The following is a 17,401-nucleotide window of genomic DNA, read 5'->3' on the forward strand; positions in this document are numbered from 1 at the left end:
CGGCACATGACCGGTCCGGAGGACGCGGTGCGCGTCGAGCTGCTCGGCCCGGTGAGGGCGTGGGTGGGGCAGCGCGCCGTGGACCTCGGCTCGTCCCGACCGCGCACGGTGTTCGCGGTGCTCGCCTCCCGCCCCGACGTGGTGGTCCCGCGCGACGAACTGGTCGGGGGTGTGTGGGGAGAGGCCGCGCCGGCGAACGCCGTGGGCAACCTGCACACCCACATCTCGGCGTTGCGCAAGGCGCTGGAGCCGGGACGTGACCGGAACGCGCCTTGGCGGTTGCTGACCTCGACCGGCTCCGGTTACCGCCTGCACGTCGACCCGGCCGCCGTGGACGCCGTGGAGTTCACCAGGCTGGCCGAGCTGGCGCGCGGCAGGTTCGCGGCAGCCGACGCCGGCGGGGCGCTGCACACCGCGACCGCGGCCCTGGACCTGTGGCGCGGCGAGGTGATGTCCGGCTTATCCGGTCCGCTGGTGCTCGCCCGGCGGTCGCGGTTGGGGGAACTGCGCGCCGCCACCGTCGAGCTGCTCGCGGAGGCGGGGCTCGCGATCGGCGACCACGCCGGGCTGGCCGACCGACTCGAGGCGCTGGTCGCGGAGCACCCGCTGCGCGAGCGCCCGCGCGAGCTGCTGATGAGGGTGCTGCGGGCCGGCGGTCGCAACGCCGAAGCCCTGGACGTCTACCACGACGTCCGCCGCCTCCTGCTCGACGAACAGGGCATCGAACCCGGTGCCGGATTGCGCCGGCTGCGCGACGAGGTGCTCGCCGACACCGCCGCGCCACGCCGCCCTGCGGCCACGCCCACCGCCGAGACCCCCACCGCCGAGACCTCCACCGCCGAGACCTCCACCGCCGAGACCTCCACCGCCGAGACCCCCGCCGCCGCGCCCACCAACCCGGTCGCCGCCGGCCCCACCGCGACGCGCTTCGCGCCGCCGGCGCTCGCGGGTCGCTCGGCGGAGCTGGCGGTGGTCGACGGCGTCGTCCGGCGGCTCGCGAGCGGTCACGGCGGGCGGCTGTGGATCGAGGGCGAGATGGGCATCGGCAAGTCGGCCCTGCTCACCGCCACCCTGGCGCGTGCCGGGGAACTCGGGTGCCGGATCGCCCACGCGGTGGCCGAGGAGCTCGACCGGCGGTTCCCGCTCGGTGCGGCCCTGGACTGCCTGGACGTCACGGCGCGCTCGGCTGAACCGCGACGAGCGGCGATCTGGACGGCGCTGCGGGGCACCCGGCCGCACCGGCAGGTCCCGGGCTCGGGGGACCCGGTCGCCGGCGCGATCGACGACATGGTCTCCCTGGTCGCCGACCTCTGCGAGGACGGCCCGGTCGTGCTCGCCCTGGACGACGTGCAGTGGGCCGACGACGCCAGCGTCGCGCTCTGGCACCGGCTGTGCCCGTTGACCGCGCGACTGCCGCTGCTGCTGGTCGGCGCGGCCCGGCCGCTGCCGCACCGGGAGGACGTGCACCGGCTGCGGCGCGACGTCGGGACCCCGGGTGGCGCGGTGGTGGAGCTGACGCCGCTGGACGAGCACGCCGTGGCCGGGATGATCGCCCGGCTGGTCGGCGCGCGGCCCGGTCCGGGACTGCGCCGGGTCGCCGAACGCGCCGCCGGCAACCCGCTGTACGTGCGCGAGATCGCCGACGCGCTGGTGCGCGACAAGGTCGTGCGACTGGGGGAGGACACCGCCGACGTGCCCTCCGGGTCGTTCGACCGGGTGCCGCGGTCACTGGTCTCGGCGGTCACCAACCGCCTGCACTACCTGGCCGACGCGACCCGCGAGGTGCTGCGCTGGGCTGCCCTGATCGGCGGCGAGTTCGCCGCGGACGACCTGGCCGCCGTGCTGGGCAGGCCCCCCGGCGACCTGGCCGCGCCACTGGACGAGGCGGTCACGGCCGGTGTGCTGCGCGCCGCGGGGCGGCGGTGGGCGTTCCGGCACCCGGTGATCCGGCAGGCGCTCTACGAGGGCACGCCGCTGGCGCTGCGGGTCGCGCTGCACCAGCAGGCGGCACGGGCGCTGGCCGGGTCCGGCGCGCCGGTGGAGCACGTGGCCGCGCAGCTCCTCGCCGGTGGCGGTTCCGCGGCCTGGGTGGGGGACTGGCTGGTCGAGGCGGCGCCGCTGCTCACCCACCGGGCCCCGCTGGTCGCCGTCGAACTGCTGCGCCGCGAGGTCGACCCGGACGTCGACTTCGGCGACCGCGCGCGCGGCGCGGTGCTGACGGCGCGACTGGCCGTCGTGCTGTTCCGCGTCGGCCGCGACGCCGAGGCCGAGGCCTGCGCGCGACGCGCGCTGCCGCTCCTGCACGATGAGGACCTGGCCGCGCAGACCCGGTGGGTGCTGGCGTACGTGCCCTACCGGGCGTCGCGGGCGGAGGAGGCGTTGGAAATCCTGGACGACGCCCTGGCCGACCCCGCCCTGCCCTCGGTGTGGCGGGCACGGCTGATGTCGCTGCTCGCCCTGGTGCAGCGGGCGGGCATCGGCGAGGTGGAACGCGCGGCGGACACCGCCCGCGACGCCGTCGCGCTGGGCGAGGCGTCCGGGGACCCGTTCTCGATCGGCCAGGCGCTGGAGGTGCTCTGGCAGGTCGACGCGGTGCGGCGCGACTACTCCGCCGCGGTGGCCTACCTGGACCGGGCGCTGGCCGTCGTCGGTACCGACCTGGACCTGTCCGACCTCCGTCTGGTGCTGCTGGACAACCGCTCGTTCACGCTGCAGTGCCTCGACCGGCTCGACGACGCCACGGCGGACCTGGGACTGGCCGCGGAGATCGCCGGGCGGGGCGCGCCCGCGGCGGGGGTGCAGGTGGCGGGCGCGGTGCACGACTTCTGGCTCGGGAGGTGGGACGACGCGGTGGCGCGGTTGGACGGGGTGCTCGACGACCCCGCCTTCACCGGGTTCGGGCTGCGCGAGGGCGGTCCCGTGCTGCTGCTGCACGGGGTGGGCGCGCTCGTCGCCGCGCACCGCGACGACGACGAGGCGCTGGAGCGGCACCTGCGCGCCGGGCTGACGTTGCCGCTGGCCACGGCCGCCGACCGGGAGAACTGCGACTTCCTCGTGGCCGCCCGCGCGATGGCGTGCGCACGACGCGGGGACGTCGACGGGGCCATGGCCCTCCTCGGCACGATCCTGGACGCCAGGTACGCGCAGATGATGCTGCGCCACCAGTGGCTGCCCGACCTCGTCCGGCTGGCGCTGGACCGCGGTGACGAGGCGACCGCCCGCGCGGCCGCGGAGGCCTGCGAAGCCGAGGCGGCCCGGGAGACCAGGCCCGCGCGGGCAGCCGCCGCGGCCCGCAGGTGTCGGGCCCTGCTCGACGGGGACGCCGACGCGATGGCCGAGGTCGTCGCCCGGTACCGCGCGGTCGGGCGCGTGTTCGAACACGCCCAGGCCGCGGAGGACCACGCCGTCCTGCTCCTCGCCGCGGGCCGCGCGGAGGAGGCGGCGACCGCCCTGCGCGAGGCGACGGACCTCTACCGGGGGATGGGCGCGCACTGGGACGTGCGACGTGCCGCCGCGCGGGCGGACGGGGTGCGGCTCAGAGCGTGAACGCCCGGACCGCGGTCGTCACCACCGGCCGCCCGGACGCGTCGCCCGCGACGGCGAAGCACCTGCGCTCGAACGGGCCGAAGCGGCGGTGCGCCGGCAGTGGCCCGTCGACGCCCCACCGGTGCCCGCCGGCCGCCGCCGTGCCGGCGGCCGAGGTGGTGGCCGTTCGGATCGCGTCATCGCGGTTCCACACCACGACCACCGCCCCCGACGGCCGCAGGACGCGGGCGGCCTCGTCCAGCACGACCTCGAAGTCCGACCCGTGCGGCACCCGCCCGACGAACACCGCGTCCACCGAGGTGTCGGGCAGCGGCACGGCGGTCGCCGTCCCCTCCACCACGGTCACCAGGGGCAGCCGCCGCGCCAACTCGGCCCGCCTGCCCGCGTCCGGCTCCACCGCGACGACCCCCGGCGCCGCGGCGGCCAACCGCTCGGTCAGCTCCCCGGTCCCCGTGACGAGGTCGACCACGAGGCCGACCGCGCCGCTGAGACCCCACTGGACGGCCTGGATCGGGTAGGAGGGGCGAAGGCCCGCGCAACCCCGCGGGCCCGGCCCGAAGGGCGGGTCCTGCGGATCGGGATTCGGGGGGAGCATCGCAACCTGCCGTTCATCCGGTCTTCTCCTGCCGGACCAGTGCAGTGGCCGGCGCGGCGGAGGAGAAGTGCCCGAGCGCCGGTCTGCGTGTTCAGGCAGCGTGACGTGCCTGAACACGACTGCGCTCCCGCCCGCCCGGTGGGCCGGTGGACGGCCCGGCGGATGCGGGCGGAGGTCTCTGCCCGGTCGGCCGCCCCGTGCTGCCCGTTCGGGCGCGGCGGTCGGACGGGATGTTGACGCCGCGCGCTCGTGCTGGTGCTGTGCAGCACAGACGACATCGGTGCACCGGGAGGCCTGGGATGGTTGTGACGAGCGGTGTGGACCACGTCGCGATCCGCGTGTCCGACATGGAGCGCTCGATCGCCTTCTACCGCGACCTCCTCGGCTGGGAAGTCGTGATGGACCTCCGCCTCGACGGCCCGGGCATGGAGACCGCGCTCCGAACGCCCGGTGTCCGGGTGCACAACGTGATGTTGCGGAAGGACGCCCTGGGCATGATCGAACTCGTCCAGGTCCACGCCCCCGACGTCGCCCCCTACGACGGGACGCGCCGACCGCTGGACGTCGGCGGCCTGTTCACGCTCTCGCTGAACGTCGAGGACATCGACGCCTGCTACGCGGAGCTGACGGCCAAGGGCGTGGAGTTCCACTCGGCGCCGGCCACGATCGAGGTGCCGGGTCTGGGCACGACCCGGATCGTGTTCTTCAGCGACCCCGACGGCGTCGCCATCGAACTGGTGCAGGCCGAGGGGACTTCGCTCAACAAGTGACCACCCGGTCAAGCGCTGTCACACCGAGTGGGTGGTGCGCTCGGGGCGGATCACTCCTGGAGGTAGTCGGCCGTGGCTTCTCGTCCCCACCATGATCGGGTGACCTTCGCCGGTGACCTGCTGCTGCGACTCGCGACCGACGGCAGGCTCGTGCTCGAACCCGCCGAGGCCGATCGCGTCATCGCCGAGTTGGAGCGGACGCTGGAGGAGGTCACCGGGCGACTGCGCGTGGTCGACCTGCTGCGCGGCACCTCGTTGCCCGCACTCCGCCGCGTGCACCCCGAACTGGAGCAGGCGGTGGTGGACGCGGTGTTCGACGAACAGGTCACCGACGGCGGCCTGCGGCGTGCGCTCGACGAGCTGCCCAAGTACATCGAGGCGCTCCGGAAGGCAGGGAAACCGGAATCGCCCGCTGGACCCTGATGGCCCCGGTTCGCCGATCCTCCTGACGGTGTGGCGGCACGCCGCACCCCGGCCGCGTCCACCTCGCCATCGCCCGGTCGGGCCGACGGGAAGTCGCGAATACCGCCGAGCGGGTGGAGGGGTGGGTCCGGAGCCGCCGATCGGGGCGGTCGGGCTGCGGCGCGCCCGAATCGCCGACGAATGCGGACCTTCCTTCGACCGCCTCGTGTCCGACATCAGCGCGCCGCCTATCCGGCGGGAAGGGAAGCGGTCCGCCGCGACGCCCTCCACGTCCGGGGACAACCGTTCACCGAAGCGCCGACGCGCATCTACGTCCCCCCTCACCAGGGCGTCCTACCGAAGGGGCACAGTACCCGAACGAACGGGCACTACCCCCTTGAATGACGCTCAGACCACTTCTTCCCCGCGTTTCCGCGTGCTACTTTTCGACTGGACGCGCGTTGTTCCCCTCCTTCATCCTCTGTTTGGCATTCGTCTTCGGGTAACCGGTGGGATCGGATTTCGATCCAATCGGAACATTGCTGATGACTTTGTCAAGATGTCCCGACAAGGAACCCACATGGTCACGGCGTCGGTTGTCGACTTCACCATTTCCAGCGAACCCCTCACGCCGACCGCGATCGAACGGGCGGCGAGGCCCGTGTCGGTCGGGATGTCCGACGACGTCACCCGCGGGGTGGAGGCCGGGCGCGACTTCGTCGAGAAGTGCCTCACCGAGGACCGGTCGGTCTACGGCTCCACGACCGGGTTCGGGCCGCTGGTCGTCTTCGGCGGCCGCGCGGACGCCGAGGACCAGTGCGACAACGTGCTCCAGCACCTGACCGCCGGGCAGGGGCCGGACCTGCCCGTCGACGTGGTGCGGGCCACCGTGCTCGTGCGCGCCTGGTCGCTCTCCAGAGGACGGTCCGGTGTCTCACCGGCGACGCTGCGGGCGTTGTGCGACATGCTGGCGACCTCCTTCACCCCAGCCGTGCCGGCGCTGGGTTCGGTGGGGGCGAGCGGTGACCTGGTGCCCTTGGCGCACGTGGTGCAGGCGTTGCGCGGGGTCGGGCACGCCTATGTGGACGGTGTCCGGATGCCCGCCCGCGAAGCGCTCGCGAAAGCCGGGCTCGAACCGCTGGCGCTCGGTGGCCGGGACGCGCTGTCCTTGGTCAACGGCACGTCGGTGACCACGGCGGCGGCGGGTCTGGCGGTCGCCTCGCTGCGCCGCTCGCACGAGGTGTCCATCGCGATGAGCGCGTTGCTCACCGACCTGCTGGGCGCGGCGCCCGCCTTCCTGTCGCCGTCGTTGCTGGCCGCGTTCGGGCACCCGGAGACGGTGGTGGTGGGGGAGCGGTTGTCCTACTGGCTGGCGGGCACCGCGCCGACGGGGCTGCGGGCGTTGCAGGAGCCCTACAGCGTGCGGTGCGTGCCGCAGCTCCTCGGCGCCGCACGGTCGGGGATGGAGTGGGCCGAGCAGGTCGTGCGCCGCGACCTGGCGGGCGTGAGCGACAACCCGCTGTTCTTCGCCGAGGAGGACCTGGTCGCGCACGGCGGCAACTTCTTCGGCCAACCCTCCGCGTTCGCCTCGGACATGCTGTCGATGACCGCCACCCAGACCGGGAACCTCGCCGAGCGCCAGCTCGACCTGATCATCGACCCGCACCGCAACGAAGGGCTGCCCGCGATGCTCTCACCGAAGGCCGGTGAGCAGCACGGGGTGCAGGGGTTGCAGGTCGTGGCCACCTCGGTGGTCGTGGCGATGCGCCGCGCGTGCGTCCCGGCGAGCGTCCAGAGCATCCCCACCAACCTGCACAACCAGGACGTGGTGCCGTTCGGCACGCAGGCCGCGCTGACCGCGCTGGACCAGGCCCGGTCGCTGCGGCTGCTGCACGGCTGCCTCGGGGTGGCCCTGCGCCAAGCCGCGCACCTGCGCCCCGGTGGGGCGACCGCCCCGCGCTGCGTCGAGCTGGTCGAGGCGTTGGCGGAGGTGGTGGAGCCGATCGAGCGCGACCGGCCGCTCGACGTCGACATCCGCGCCGCGGCCGACGTGCTGGACCGCTTCGTCGAGTGGCACGTGCCCGGCCTCGCCCACGAGGCGACGTCCTCCGGGGACCGGTCGTGACCGCCGTCGCCGACGCTCCCCGACAGGCGCCCACGGCCACCGGGCTGCCGCCCCTGCGCCTGCCGATGCCCGACGCCGGCTTCGCTGACTGCGCGCCCCCGTGCCGGCGTCCCCCGCTGCCCCCGCCGGTCGGCGTCGAGGCGGACCCGGACGCGCTGGGCTGGTACCGGTGGATGCTGGGCCACCACGTCGCGGTCTGCGTGTGGCGGCTGCTGTGCGACCACCTGCCCGAAGCGCCGGCGAACCCGGCGGCGGGCGAGGTGGTGGCGGATCTCTACGACGCCTACTCGGCGCTGCTGCTCTACTCCGGCAGCTGCTCCCCGCAGACCTACGCGACGGTCATCCGGGCCAGGATGAAGGCGCGGCACCCGGCGTTCAGCGGCACGTGGGCGCGCGACTACGAACAGGTCTCCGAGCTGCTCGGCCGTTTCCGGCCGTTCGCGGGCGAACGGGTCAAGCGGGCGCTCAAGACCAACCGGCTCGTGCACATGACCGTGGCCAAGCGCCTGGTCCCGCAGGGGAAGTCGCTGCTGCGCGAGTCCGGGATGGACCCGACGCGCACGGTCGACACCGACCGAGACCGGTTCGACGAGTTCTTCGGCGTCGACCGCGCCGAGGTGTGCCGGGACGAGTTCGCCGACCAGCTCGCCGACCGGGTGCGGCTGGTCCTCGACGACCTGGCCGCCCGGCCCGACCCCGTGCGCTACGACAACGCCGACGTGAGCAGGCTCCAGGCCGAGCTGCCGGACCTGCTGGACCGACTGGTCTCCTTCACCACGAGGAAGGTCGCCCCATGAGTGCTTCACCGACCACCGCGGACGCCCTGAAAGCGGTGCCGCTCACCGACGACGTGCTCACCTACGTCCGCGACCAGGCGCCGCCGCTGTCGGAGGTGCAGCGCGCCCTCGTCGAGCGGACGCTCGCGCTCGGCGGGGTCTCCGAGATGCAGGTCCCGCCCGAGCAGGGCGCGCTGCTGACCCTGCTGGCCAGGACCGCCGGGGCGCGGTTCGCGGTCGAGGTCGGCACGTTCACCGGCTACTCCACGCTCGCGCTGGCCACCGGCGTCGGACCGGGCGGCCGGGTGCTCACCTGCGACGTCTCCGACGAGTGGACCGCCATCGCCCGCCAGGCGTGGGAGGCCGCCGGCGTGGCGGACCGCGTGCAGGTGGAGCTGGGACCGGCGGCGGACACCCTGCGCGGCCTGCCCCTGGACCCGGTCGTCGACCTGGTGTTCATCGACGCGGACAAGGCAGGGTACGTCGAGTACTGGGAACTGCTGGTGCCGCGGGTGCGCCCCGGTGGCCTGATCCTGGCCGACAACGTCCTCTACGCCGGTGAGGCCGCCTCGCCTGACGCGACCGGCAACGCCAGGGCGATCCGCGACTTCAACGCCCACGTGAAAGCGGACAACCGCGTCGAGTCGGTGCTGCTGACGATCGCGGACGGCCTGACCATCGCCCGCAAGAAGTCCTGACCCACCACTGTTGAGGAGACAACTGTGAGAGCCGCCATCCTGCACGCACCCGGCGACCTGCGGGTCGAGACGGTGCCGGACCCCGTGATCGAACAACCGACCGACGCCGTGGTGCGGGTCGTGGCCGCCGGGATCTGCGGCACGGACCTGCGCGGCCTGGCCGGCCACCCCGGTCCGGTGCGCGGACCGCGCTGCGGGCACGAGTTCGTCGGCGTGGTGGAGGACACCGGTTCCGACGTGCGAGGGCTGCGCGTCGGCGACCTGGTCGTGTCCCCGTTCCAGTTCTCCGACGGCGCGTGCGCGGCCTGCACCCGGGGCGTGCCCAGCTCGTGCCGCTCCGGCGGCATGTTCGGCGTCGACGCCAACGGCGGGCAGGCCGAGGCCGTGCGCGTGCCGTTCGCCGACGCGACCCTCGTCCAGGTGGCCGCCGACCCCGGTGACGATCGCCTGCCGGGTATCCTCGCGCTGGCCGACGTGATGTCCACCGGCACGCACGCCCTCGCCTCGGCCGCGTTGCCGGCCGGCGCGACGGTGGCCGTGGTCGGGGACGGCGCGGTGGGCCTGTGCTCGGTGCTGGCCGCCCGGCGAGCCGGGGCCGAGCGGATCTTCCTGTTCGGTCGCCACGCGAACCGGCTGGAGGTCGGCAAGTCGTTCGGCGCGACCGACTTCGTCACCGCGCGCGGCGACGAGGCGCACGCCGTGCTGCTGGACGCCACCGGCGGGGTGGGGGCCGACCTGGTGGTCGACGCGGTGGGGGAGCAGTCCGCGCTGGACACCGCGATGGCGGTGTGCGCGGACGGCGGTTCCGTCGCACTGGTCGGCGGCCCGCACGGCGGCGTGGACATGATGATGTGCTTCCTGCGCAACATCACCGTCACCGGCGGGCTCGCGCCCGCCCGCACGTACCTGCCGGGTCTGGTGGACGACGTGCTGTCCGGCAGGATCGACCCGTCCCCGGTGTTCGACCACGTGGTGACCCTCGACGACATCGCCCTCGGCTACGAGGCGATGGCCGCCCGCACCGCCACCAAGGTCCTCGTCCGGCCCTGACCGCACCAGTGAGAGGCGTCGTGATGTCTGTCGAGCAGGCGGGGCCGTTCCCCGATCCGGGTGACGTCGGGTTGGCCGAGTACGTGCTGCCGATCCGACCCGGGCTCGGTGGGCGGGTCGCGCTCGTCGACCACTCTCGAGGCGGCCCGAGGCGGTGGACCTACACCGCCCTCGCCGCCGGGGTGGCGGACCTGGCCGCGCACCTGCGCGACATCGGCGTGACCGAGGACGACGTGGTCGCCGTCCTCACCGAGAACAGCGCCGAGTTCGTCCTCGCCTACCACGGCGTGCTCGCCGCCGGTGGCGTGGTGCTGCCGCTGGACCCGCGCGACGAGCAGGACCGGTGGAGCGCGGACCTGGCGCGGTGCGGCGCGGTCGCGATCGTCGCGGAGGAGTCGCTGTGGGCGGCGCCGCCGCTGCCCACCGTGGTCCCGGGCGAGTCCACCGGCCGCGCCACCACGCCTCCCGAGCCGGTCCGGGGCGGCGACCGGGCCGCCGTGCTCATGTCCTCCAGCGGCACGCTGGGCGTGCCGAAGAAGGTCGTGGTCACCCACCGCAACCTGGCCGCCGGCCTGGCGCAGATCCGGCAGGTGCACCGCATCGGCGACGGGGAGGTGGTCGCCTGCTGCGGACCGCTGCGCCACGTCTACGGCATGCAGATGGCCATGAACGCCACGCTGCGCGCCGGCGGCACCCTCGTCATCGGACCGACCAGGTTCGACACCGCCGCGTTCCCCGCCCTGCTGCACGACACCGGCACCGCCATCGCCTACCTGGTCCCCACGGTCGTCGGCGAACTCGGCGCGCTCACCGACCCCGTCGTCCCGCGCGCCCTGCGCCTGGTCGTCTCCGGCGGCGCGCCGCTGCCCACCGCCGCCGCCACCGCGTTCGAGGCGCGCTTCGGCCTGCCGGTCGTGCAGGGCTTCGGCATGACCGAGGCCGGGTGCGTGTCCTTCACCCCCGACGGCCACCCCACCCCCGCCGGGACCGTCGGCGTGGTGCTGCCCGGCACCGAGGCCCGGTTCGTCGACCCGGCCACCGGCCGCGACGCCGTGCCCGGCGAACTGTGGCTGCGCGGGCCGCAGATCGCCCCGCGCTACCTCGACGGTCCCCCGCTGCGCGACACCGACGGCTGGTTCCGCACCGGAGACCTCGCCCGCCTCGACCCCGACGGCCACCTGCGCATCGTCGGCCGCCTCAAATCACTGATCAAGTACAAGGGCTACCAGGTTTCGCCCGCCGAGGTCGAAGACGTCCTGCTCCACCACCCCCGCGTCACCGACGCCCTGGTGGTGGGAGTCCCCGACCCCATCGCGGGCGAACTGCCCAAGGCCTACGTCGTGGTGCCCGACGCGGTACCGCTGGGCGAGATCACCGCGCACGTCGCCGCGAAGCTCGCCCCCCAGAAGCGCGTGCGCCTGGTCGAGCGGGTCAGGGCGATCCCGCGCTCCGCCACCGGCAAACCCCTCCGCCCCCCGGCACAGCGGGTGCTGGTCACCGGTGGGGGACGCGGCCTCGGGCGCGACTTCGCCGCGGCCCTGGCGGCGGCGGGCGCCACCGTGCTCGTCGTGGGACGCGACCGCGCCGAACTCGACAGGACCGTCGAACTCGGCGCCGGCCTGCCCGGGACGATCGAGTGCGCCGCGGCGGACGTGACCGATCCCGCCACCCTCACCGCCGCCGTCGCGCTCGGCGACGTCGACGTGCTGGTCAACAACGCCGGCGTCCCCGGCCCGATCGGACCCACCTGGACCACCGACCCCGGCTCCTGGTGGCGAACCTTCGAGGTCAACCTGCGCGGCGCGGACAACGCCTCCCGCGCGGTCCTCCCCGGCATGATCGCCCGGGGAGGCGGTCGGGTCGTCAACGTCGTCAGCCGGGCCGGCAAGCTGCGCTGGCCCCATGCCAGCGCCTACGCCGTGTCCAAGGCCGCGCTCATCGCACTGACCGCCAACCTCGAAGGCGAACTGCGCGGCACCGGCGTCACCACCGTCGCCTTCGACCCCGGCCTGCTCGACACCGGCATGACCCGCGCCCACCTCGACCGCGGCCACGTCGGCGACCCGCACGCCGACGGAATCCTCGACTTCACCCTGCGCGCCCGCGACGACGGCGGCTTCACCCCCGTCCCCGCCGCGACCGCCGCCCTCGTCCGCATCGCCATGGGCGCAGCCGATCACCTCTCCGGCCGCTACGTCACCGCCGACGAGGTGTAGCGGAACACCTGGTCCCGGCCGTCGCCGCCGCGGCGCGCCCAGTGGCTCACCCGTCGTGGGGCGACGCCTCGTCGTGCCGCTCGACGGCCGGCGCGTCCGTCGCCCCGACCTCGTCGTGGCGGTGGCGGACGCCCGTGCCGTCGATACGCACGTCGGCGCCGTAGACGTGCAGGGTCACGACCGCGTCGTCGGTCGCGTTCCGAACGCTGTGGACGTCGCCGGGAGGAGCGAGGTGCGTGACGGTGCCGACCGGCCTGACCGTGGTGCGGAACGGCACCAGGACCGTCCGCCCGTCGTGCGACGTGACGGGCCGGTAGCGCGTCTCCGTCTCCGCCCCGCGGTAGGAGCCGGAGACGCACCACGTGGTGTGGTCGTGGACCGGGGTCTCCCCGCCCGGCGGCCGGACCGTCACCACGAGCGAGAAGCGCCCCTCCGGATCGACGTGCAGCACGTGCCGGAGGGTGTGCGGGTGCGACTCCAGGTGCCGCGTGATCAGCAGGTCGTCGTGCGCCAGGAACGGGGCGAGCACCGCGGCGACACGACGCGCGGTGCGATCGGGCCGCTCACGCCCGGAGGAGCAGCAGAGGACCCGGCGGACGGCCGCGACCAGTTCGGCGGTGCGCGACGACACGAGCACCTCGGATGCCGGCACCTCACCGCGCGGCACGGCGAGTCCACCCCTCACCGAGGTGAACGCGCGTCGGAGCGTTCCCGCGAACTCGTGGAAGGGCTGCGGCGGGCGGTTCCGTGGCGAAAGCCTCACCGGCCGGTCCGGCGCCGGTCGGGAAACGGCGGACCGCCGTGCGGGGTGCTTTCCGCGCGCAGAGGACGGGCCGGTGGACGATGGGCCTTGCCGTAGCGGTTGGCAGACAAGTCGAAGCGCCTTCCGGTGAGCCGATGGGTCGGGAGTGGAGTCTAAAGCGGGCGAATCACCCACTGGACATTCCGCGTTCACCCGGCGCTTTTATTCGCGTTGCCTGCACTTCCGGGCAGGAGGATGTGTGTCGTTCGATTCAGGATCGATTCGGAACGGGTTCTCCCGGCCGCCTGCGTGGACCGCGCCGCATCACCGCCCCCGGATCACGGGGTGCCCGGCGGCACCGGTTCGAGGCGGCACTTGAAGTGCCGCAGGACCGCGGGGGACTCCACCAGGCGGTAACCCGGCATCCGCTCGGGGTTCTTCGCGACCTCGGCGACGACCTCGGCGACGTACTCGAAGTGGCTCTGGGTGTAGACCCGCCGGGGGATCGCCAGGCGGACGAGCTCGAACGGCGCGGGGGTGACCAGCCGCCCCTCGGCGTCGACGTCGCCGAGGAACAGCGACCCCAGCTCGACGCACCGGACGCCACCGGCCAGGTACAGCTCCGTTGCCAGCGCGTGCCCCGGGAAGCGGTGCGGCGGGATGCCCGGCAGCAGTCGGCCCGCGTTGAGGTAGAGGGCGTGGATGCCGGCGGGCTGCACGATGTCCACGCCCGCCTCGGTGACCATCCGGGCGAGGTTCGCCGTGGCCGCCGCCCGCGAGCGCAGGTAGTCCGGTTCCACGACCTCCCGCAGCCCCTGGGCGAGCATCTCCAGCTCGCGGCCGGACAGCCCGCCGTAGGTGGGGAACCCCTCGCCCGCGATGAGCAGCTGCTCGCAGCGCCTGGCCAGCTCGGGGTCCCGCATGGCGATGATCCCGCCCATGTGGACGATGCCGTCCTTCTTCAGGCTCGCCGCGCACCCGTCGGCCAGCGCGAACGCCTCGCGGGCCACCTCCAGGGGCGTCTTGTGGGCGTAGCCGGGCTCGCGCTGCGTCACCAGCCAGGCGTTCTCGGCGAAGCGGGCGGCGTCGAGGAAGAACGGCACGCCGTGACGCCGGCAGACCTCCGCGGCCGCCCGCATGTTCGCCATCGACACAGGCTGGCCGCCACCGCCGTTGTTGGTGATCGTCATGACCACCACGCCGACGTCGCAGCCGGGGTCGCCCAGCGCCCGCTCCAGCTCCGCCAGGTCGATGTCGCCCTTGAACGGGAAGTCGCTGTCGAGGTTGCGCGCCTCGGGGCAGGGCAGGTCGCGCGCCTCGCACCCGAGCAGTTCCACGTTGGCGCGGGTGGTGTCGAAGTGGGTGTTGCTCAGGGAGGTCTGGCCGGGGCGCAGCAACGCGGCGAACAGGATGCGCTCGGCGGCCCTGCCCTGGTGGGCGGGGAAGATGTGCGGGTAGGACGTGAGGTCGGAGACGACCTCGTGGAAGCGGTAGAACGAGCGCCCTCCCGCGTACGACTCGTCGCCCCGCATGCCGGCCGCCTGCTGGTCGGCGGAGATCGAGCCGGTGCCGGAGTCGGTGAGCAGGTCGATGGTGACCTGGTCGGCACGCAGGTTGAACGGGTTGTAGCCGGCCGCGGCCATCGCGCGCTCGCGCTCCGGGCGGGTGGTGATCGGGATGGGCTCGACGACCTTGATCCGGTACGGCTCCATCAACGGCATGGCGGTCTCCCGTGTGCGGATGAGCAGGTGGGTGCCCAGCGTTCGGAACGCGCTCGGAATGAACCGTCGCGTGATTCGCTGGTTTCGTGAGGTGGTTCGGGAGGTGCCCGTGGTGCGGCCCGGCGTCGATCTCCCGATCGGGTTCGCCTGAAAGCTGAGTCATTTCCGCCGGCCGTGTCCAGGATTCACCGGGAATGCGATTCGCGGAACTGTCACAGGTGTCGTGCGGGACTTTCGGGAAAAGCGCGCTGCCTCAAGGGGGAGATTTCCCGGCTGCTGTCGCCCGCACGCCGGGCCGACGCTCGACCGGCCGGCGGTCCGCGGACCGCCGGCCGGTCGACCGGTCACCCTCGGGGGAGCGGGTCGGGCCAGTAGCGCTCGCGCTGGAACGCGTAGGTGGGCAGGGCCACCCGACGTGCCCCGCTCCCGGTGAAGGCGGCCCGCCAGTCCACCCGCACACCACCGACGTGGAGGCGGGCCAGCGCGGCCACGGGTGGCCCGCCCGCACCCCACTCGGCGCCCGTCACCGGCACGGGCGTCGACCCGTCGCGCGGGGCCGCACCGCCCTGCCCCAGCACGACGAGGGTGCTCGCGCCGAGTTCGTCGAGCCGGCGCGGCAGGTCGGTGGTCGTGCCGCGGAACAGGGCCGCCCAGTGCCCGGGGGACCGCAGCGCCTCCGCGGTGAGCGGTTCGCCGTCGACGGCGGAGACCACCGGCACCCGGAACGGTCCGGGCCGCACGGTCGACACCGCCCGCTCGAACGCCGCGGTCGCCCCACCCCCGTCCCGGGAGGCCGCGAGCAGGGAGGCGGCGCCCTCGACGGACAGCGCCCCCGCCAGGTGGGCCGCCGCCGGCTCCCCGGCGGAGCACCCGGCCAGGAAGTCCGCGCGCACGCCGTACCGCTCCAGTTCGCGGTGCAGGGCGACGCCCAGCGCGAACGCGACCGCCGCCGCGTCGACCGGCGCGCCGGCGCGCACCTCGTCGAGCACCCGGCCGAAACCGGGGAGGGCGTCGCGCAGCGCGTCGACCCCGCCGGGTGGGGGTGTCCGCTCGTCGGGCAGCAGCACCGCCACGCGGACCCGCTGCCCGGCGACGGGCGACGTGCCCCGCACCACGGCCGGGTCGGTCCCGTCCCCGGCCAACGCCGCCAGGCCCCGGACCAGCTCGTCGCGGTCGCGCCCCAGCACCACGGCGCGGTGCTCGAACGCGCTGCGCGTGGTGACGAGTGAGAAGCCCACGTCCACCACGTCCAGGTCCGGGTGCGCCGTCACGTGGGCGAGCAGGCGCGCGGCCTGTGCCCGCAGCGCCCGTTCCGAGCGCCCCGACAGCGGCCACGCCACCACCGCAGGCCGCTCGCCGCCATCCCGAGGCGCGTCCTCCTCAGCCGGCGGCTCCTCCAGGACGACGTGGGCGTTGGTGTGGCTGATGCCGAAGGCCGAGACGGCGGCCCGGCGCGGTCGCCCGCCTCGCGGCCACCCCCGCTGCTCGGTCAGCAGTCGGACCGCGCCGCCGTCCCAGTCCACCAGCGGGGTCGGCTCGTCCACGTGCAGCGTGCGCGGCAGCACCCCGTGCCGCATGGCCATGGCGACCTTGACGATCCCCGCCACGCCGCCGCCGGCCTGGGCGTGCCCGATGTTGGACTTGACCGAGCCGAGCCACAGCGGCTCGTCGCCGGCGCGGTCCTGCCCGTAGGTCCGCAGCAGCGCCTGCACCTCGAACGGGTCGTCCAGCCTGCTGCCGGTGCCGCTGCCCTCCACGGCGTCCACGTCGGACGGTCGCAGGCCCGCGGCGGCCAGCGCCTCGGTGATCACCCGCTGCCGCGCCGGGGCGGTCGGCGTGTGCAGCCCGTGACGGGGACCGTCCTGGTTGACGGCGGAGCCCCGCACGACCGCCAGCACCGGGTGCCCGTGCCGCCGCGCGTCCGACAACCGCTCCAGCACCAGCACCCCGACACCCTCGCCCAGCGACGGCCCGTCCGCCGCCCCGGCGAACGACTTGCTGCGGCCGTCCGGGGCCACGTGGCCCGCGTTGTTCATCTCCCGGTACAGGAAGGGCGTCGCCATCACCGCCACGCCGCCCGCCAGCGCCAGGTCGCACTCGCCCCGGCGCAGCGCCTGGCTCGCCAGGTGCACCGCCACCAGCGCCGACGAGCAGGCCGTGTCCACCGACACCGCCGGGCCCTCCAGGCCCAGCGCGTAGGCCACCCGGCCGGACGCGACGCTGCCGGTGTTCCCGCCGAACAGGTGGCCCGCCGACCGGTCCTCGTACCCGGGCGAGGTGAGGAAGTGGGTCAGGTAGTCGTGGTGCATCACGCCCAGGTAGGTCCCCGTGCGGCTGCCCCGCAGCGACAGGGGGTCGATCCCGCTGTGCTCGACCGCCTCCCAGGCGACCTCCAGCAGCAGGCGCTGCTGCGGGTCCATCGCCAGGGCCTCGTCCGGGGACACGCCGAAGAACCCGGCGTCGAAGTCGGCGACGTCGTGGAGGAAACCGCCGCCGGTGGCCTCCAGCGCCGCGGCGAGATCCGTCGAGGAGCCGCACCAGCGTTCCCAGCCGCGGTCGGTGGGCAGGTCGGTGACGGCGTCGTCGCCGGCGGCCACCAGCCGCCACAGCGCCTCGGGGGAGTCCGCGCCGCCGGGGTAGCGGCAGCCCGCGCCCACCAGGGCGATCGGGTCCGCCGGCACCTCGTCGGGCGCCGGTCGTGCCGCCTTGAGGCGTTCGTTCTCCAGCAGCGCGGCGCGCAGCGCTTCGACGAGCCGGTCC

Annotated in this window: 11 protein-coding genes and 1 pseudogene; 8 read left to right on the forward strand and 4 right to left on the reverse strand. The window is 74.5% G+C overall.

The features are described from left to right. Nucleotides 1–6: 6 nt before the first annotated feature. Nucleotides 7–3,546, forward strand: coding sequence for an ATP-binding protein (locus tag J2S66_RS09245; RefSeq protein WP_310306227.1), 3,540 nt, complete (start codon nt 7–9; stop codon nt 3,544–3,546). On the opposite strand, the gene J2S66_RS09250 is transcribed toward J2S66_RS09245, so the two are convergent. Continuing rightward, entirely contained in the window at nt 3,536–4,141 is a 606-nt protein-coding gene (locus J2S66_RS09250; RefSeq protein WP_310306229.1) for a class I SAM-dependent methyltransferase, read from the reverse strand. The genes J2S66_RS09245 and J2S66_RS09250 overlap by 11 nt on opposite strands. Nucleotides 4,142–4,440: 299 nt before the next feature. Between J2S66_RS09250 and J2S66_RS09255 the strand changes: the two genes are divergently transcribed. The 7 genes from J2S66_RS09255 (at nt 4,441) to J2S66_RS09285 (ending at nt 12,178) form a co-directional block, all read left to right on the forward strand. Then, nucleotides 4,441–4,911 carry a VOC family protein gene (locus J2S66_RS09255; RefSeq protein ID WP_306749731.1) on the forward strand — a complete coding sequence of 157 codons (471 nt, stop codon included), beginning with the start codon at nt 4,441–4,443 and terminating at the stop codon, nt 4,909–4,911. A gap of 99 nt (nt 4,912–5,010) precedes the next feature. Beyond that, entirely contained in the window at nt 5,011–5,334 is a 324-nt protein-coding gene (locus J2S66_RS09260) for a hypothetical protein (protein ID WP_306749730.1), read from the forward strand. A 559-nt stretch (nt 5,335–5,893) separates the two neighbouring features. Further along, nucleotides 5,894–7,438, forward strand: a complete 1,545-nt coding sequence (locus tag J2S66_RS09265; protein ID WP_310306233.1) for an HAL/PAL/TAL family ammonia-lyase — start codon at nt 5,894–5,896, stop codon at nt 7,436–7,438. Further along, nucleotides 7,435–8,235: a 3-methyl-L-tyrosine peroxygenase-related protein gene (locus J2S66_RS09270; protein WP_310306235.1), complete on the forward strand. Its 801-nt coding sequence runs from the start codon at nt 7,435–7,437 to the stop codon at nt 8,233–8,235. Before J2S66_RS09265 ends, J2S66_RS09270 begins: the two co-directional genes overlap by 4 nt. Beyond that, nucleotides 8,232–8,912 carry an O-methyltransferase gene (locus J2S66_RS09275; protein WP_310306237.1) on the forward strand — a complete coding sequence of 227 codons (681 nt, stop codon included), beginning with the start codon at nt 8,232–8,234 and terminating at the stop codon, nt 8,910–8,912. The genes J2S66_RS09270 and J2S66_RS09275 overlap by 4 nt, the downstream gene beginning before the upstream one ends. 24 nt (nt 8,913–8,936) lie before the next feature. Then, nucleotides 8,937–9,962 (forward strand): zinc-binding dehydrogenase, encoded by a 1,026-nt coding sequence (locus tag J2S66_RS09280; protein WP_310306239.1) that lies wholly within the window; start codon nt 8,937–8,939, stop codon nt 9,960–9,962. Between the two features lie 23 nt (nt 9,963–9,985). Continuing rightward, nucleotides 9,986–12,178, forward strand: coding sequence for an SDR family NAD(P)-dependent oxidoreductase (locus tag J2S66_RS09285; RefSeq protein WP_310306241.1), 2,193 nt, complete (start codon nt 9,986–9,988; stop codon nt 12,176–12,178). 46 nt (nt 12,179–12,224) lie between these two features. Here J2S66_RS09285 and J2S66_RS09290 read toward each other — a convergent pair whose 3' ends face one another. The 3 genes and pseudogenes from J2S66_RS09290 to J2S66_RS09300 form a co-directional block, all read right to left on the reverse strand. After that, nucleotides 12,225–12,845: a cysteine dioxygenase family protein gene (locus tag J2S66_RS09290; protein WP_310306243.1), complete on the reverse strand. Its 621-nt coding sequence runs from the start codon at nt 12,843–12,845 to the stop codon at nt 12,225–12,227. 413 nt (nt 12,846–13,258) lie between these two features. Next, nucleotides 13,259–14,641, reverse strand: a complete 1,383-nt coding sequence (locus tag J2S66_RS09295) for a tryptophanase (RefSeq protein ID WP_310306245.1) — start codon at nt 14,639–14,641, stop codon at nt 13,259–13,261. A gap of 344 nt (nt 14,642–14,985) precedes the next feature. Further along, nucleotides 14,986–17,385: pseudogene (locus J2S66_RS09300) on the reverse strand (type I polyketide synthase); the annotation flags it as partial. Nucleotides 17,386–17,401: the final 16 nt, after the last annotated feature.

It is taken from the genome of Saccharothrix longispora (genome assembly GCF_031455225.1).
GTDB classification, from domain to species: Bacteria; Actinomycetota; Actinomycetes; order Mycobacteriales; family Pseudonocardiaceae; genus Actinosynnema; species Actinosynnema longispora.

Coding starts and splice junctions, on each gene's coding strand:
- J2S66_RS09255 (WP_306749731.1), top strand. CDS start 4,441: ATGGTTGTGACGAGCGGTGTGGACCACGTCGCGATCCGCGTGTCCGAC.
- J2S66_RS09295 (WP_310306245.1), bottom strand. CDS start 14,641: ATGCCGTTGATGGAGCCGTACCGGATCAAGGTCGTCGAGCCCATCCCG.
- J2S66_RS09250 (WP_310306229.1), bottom strand. CDS start 4,141: ATGCTCCCCCCGAATCCCGATCCGCAGGACCCGCCCTTCGGGCCGGGC.
- J2S66_RS09265 (WP_310306233.1), top strand. CDS start 5,894: ATGGTCACGGCGTCGGTTGTCGACTTCACCATTTCCAGCGAACCCCTC.
- J2S66_RS09275 (WP_310306237.1), top strand. CDS start 8,232: ATGAGTGCTTCACCGACCACCGCGGACGCCCTGAAAGCGGTGCCGCTC.
- J2S66_RS09245 (WP_310306227.1), top strand. CDS start 7: ATGACCGGTCCGGAGGACGCGGTGCGCGTCGAGCTGCTCGGCCCGGTG.
- J2S66_RS09285 (WP_310306241.1), top strand. CDS start 9,986: ATGTCTGTCGAGCAGGCGGGGCCGTTCCCCGATCCGGGTGACGTCGGG.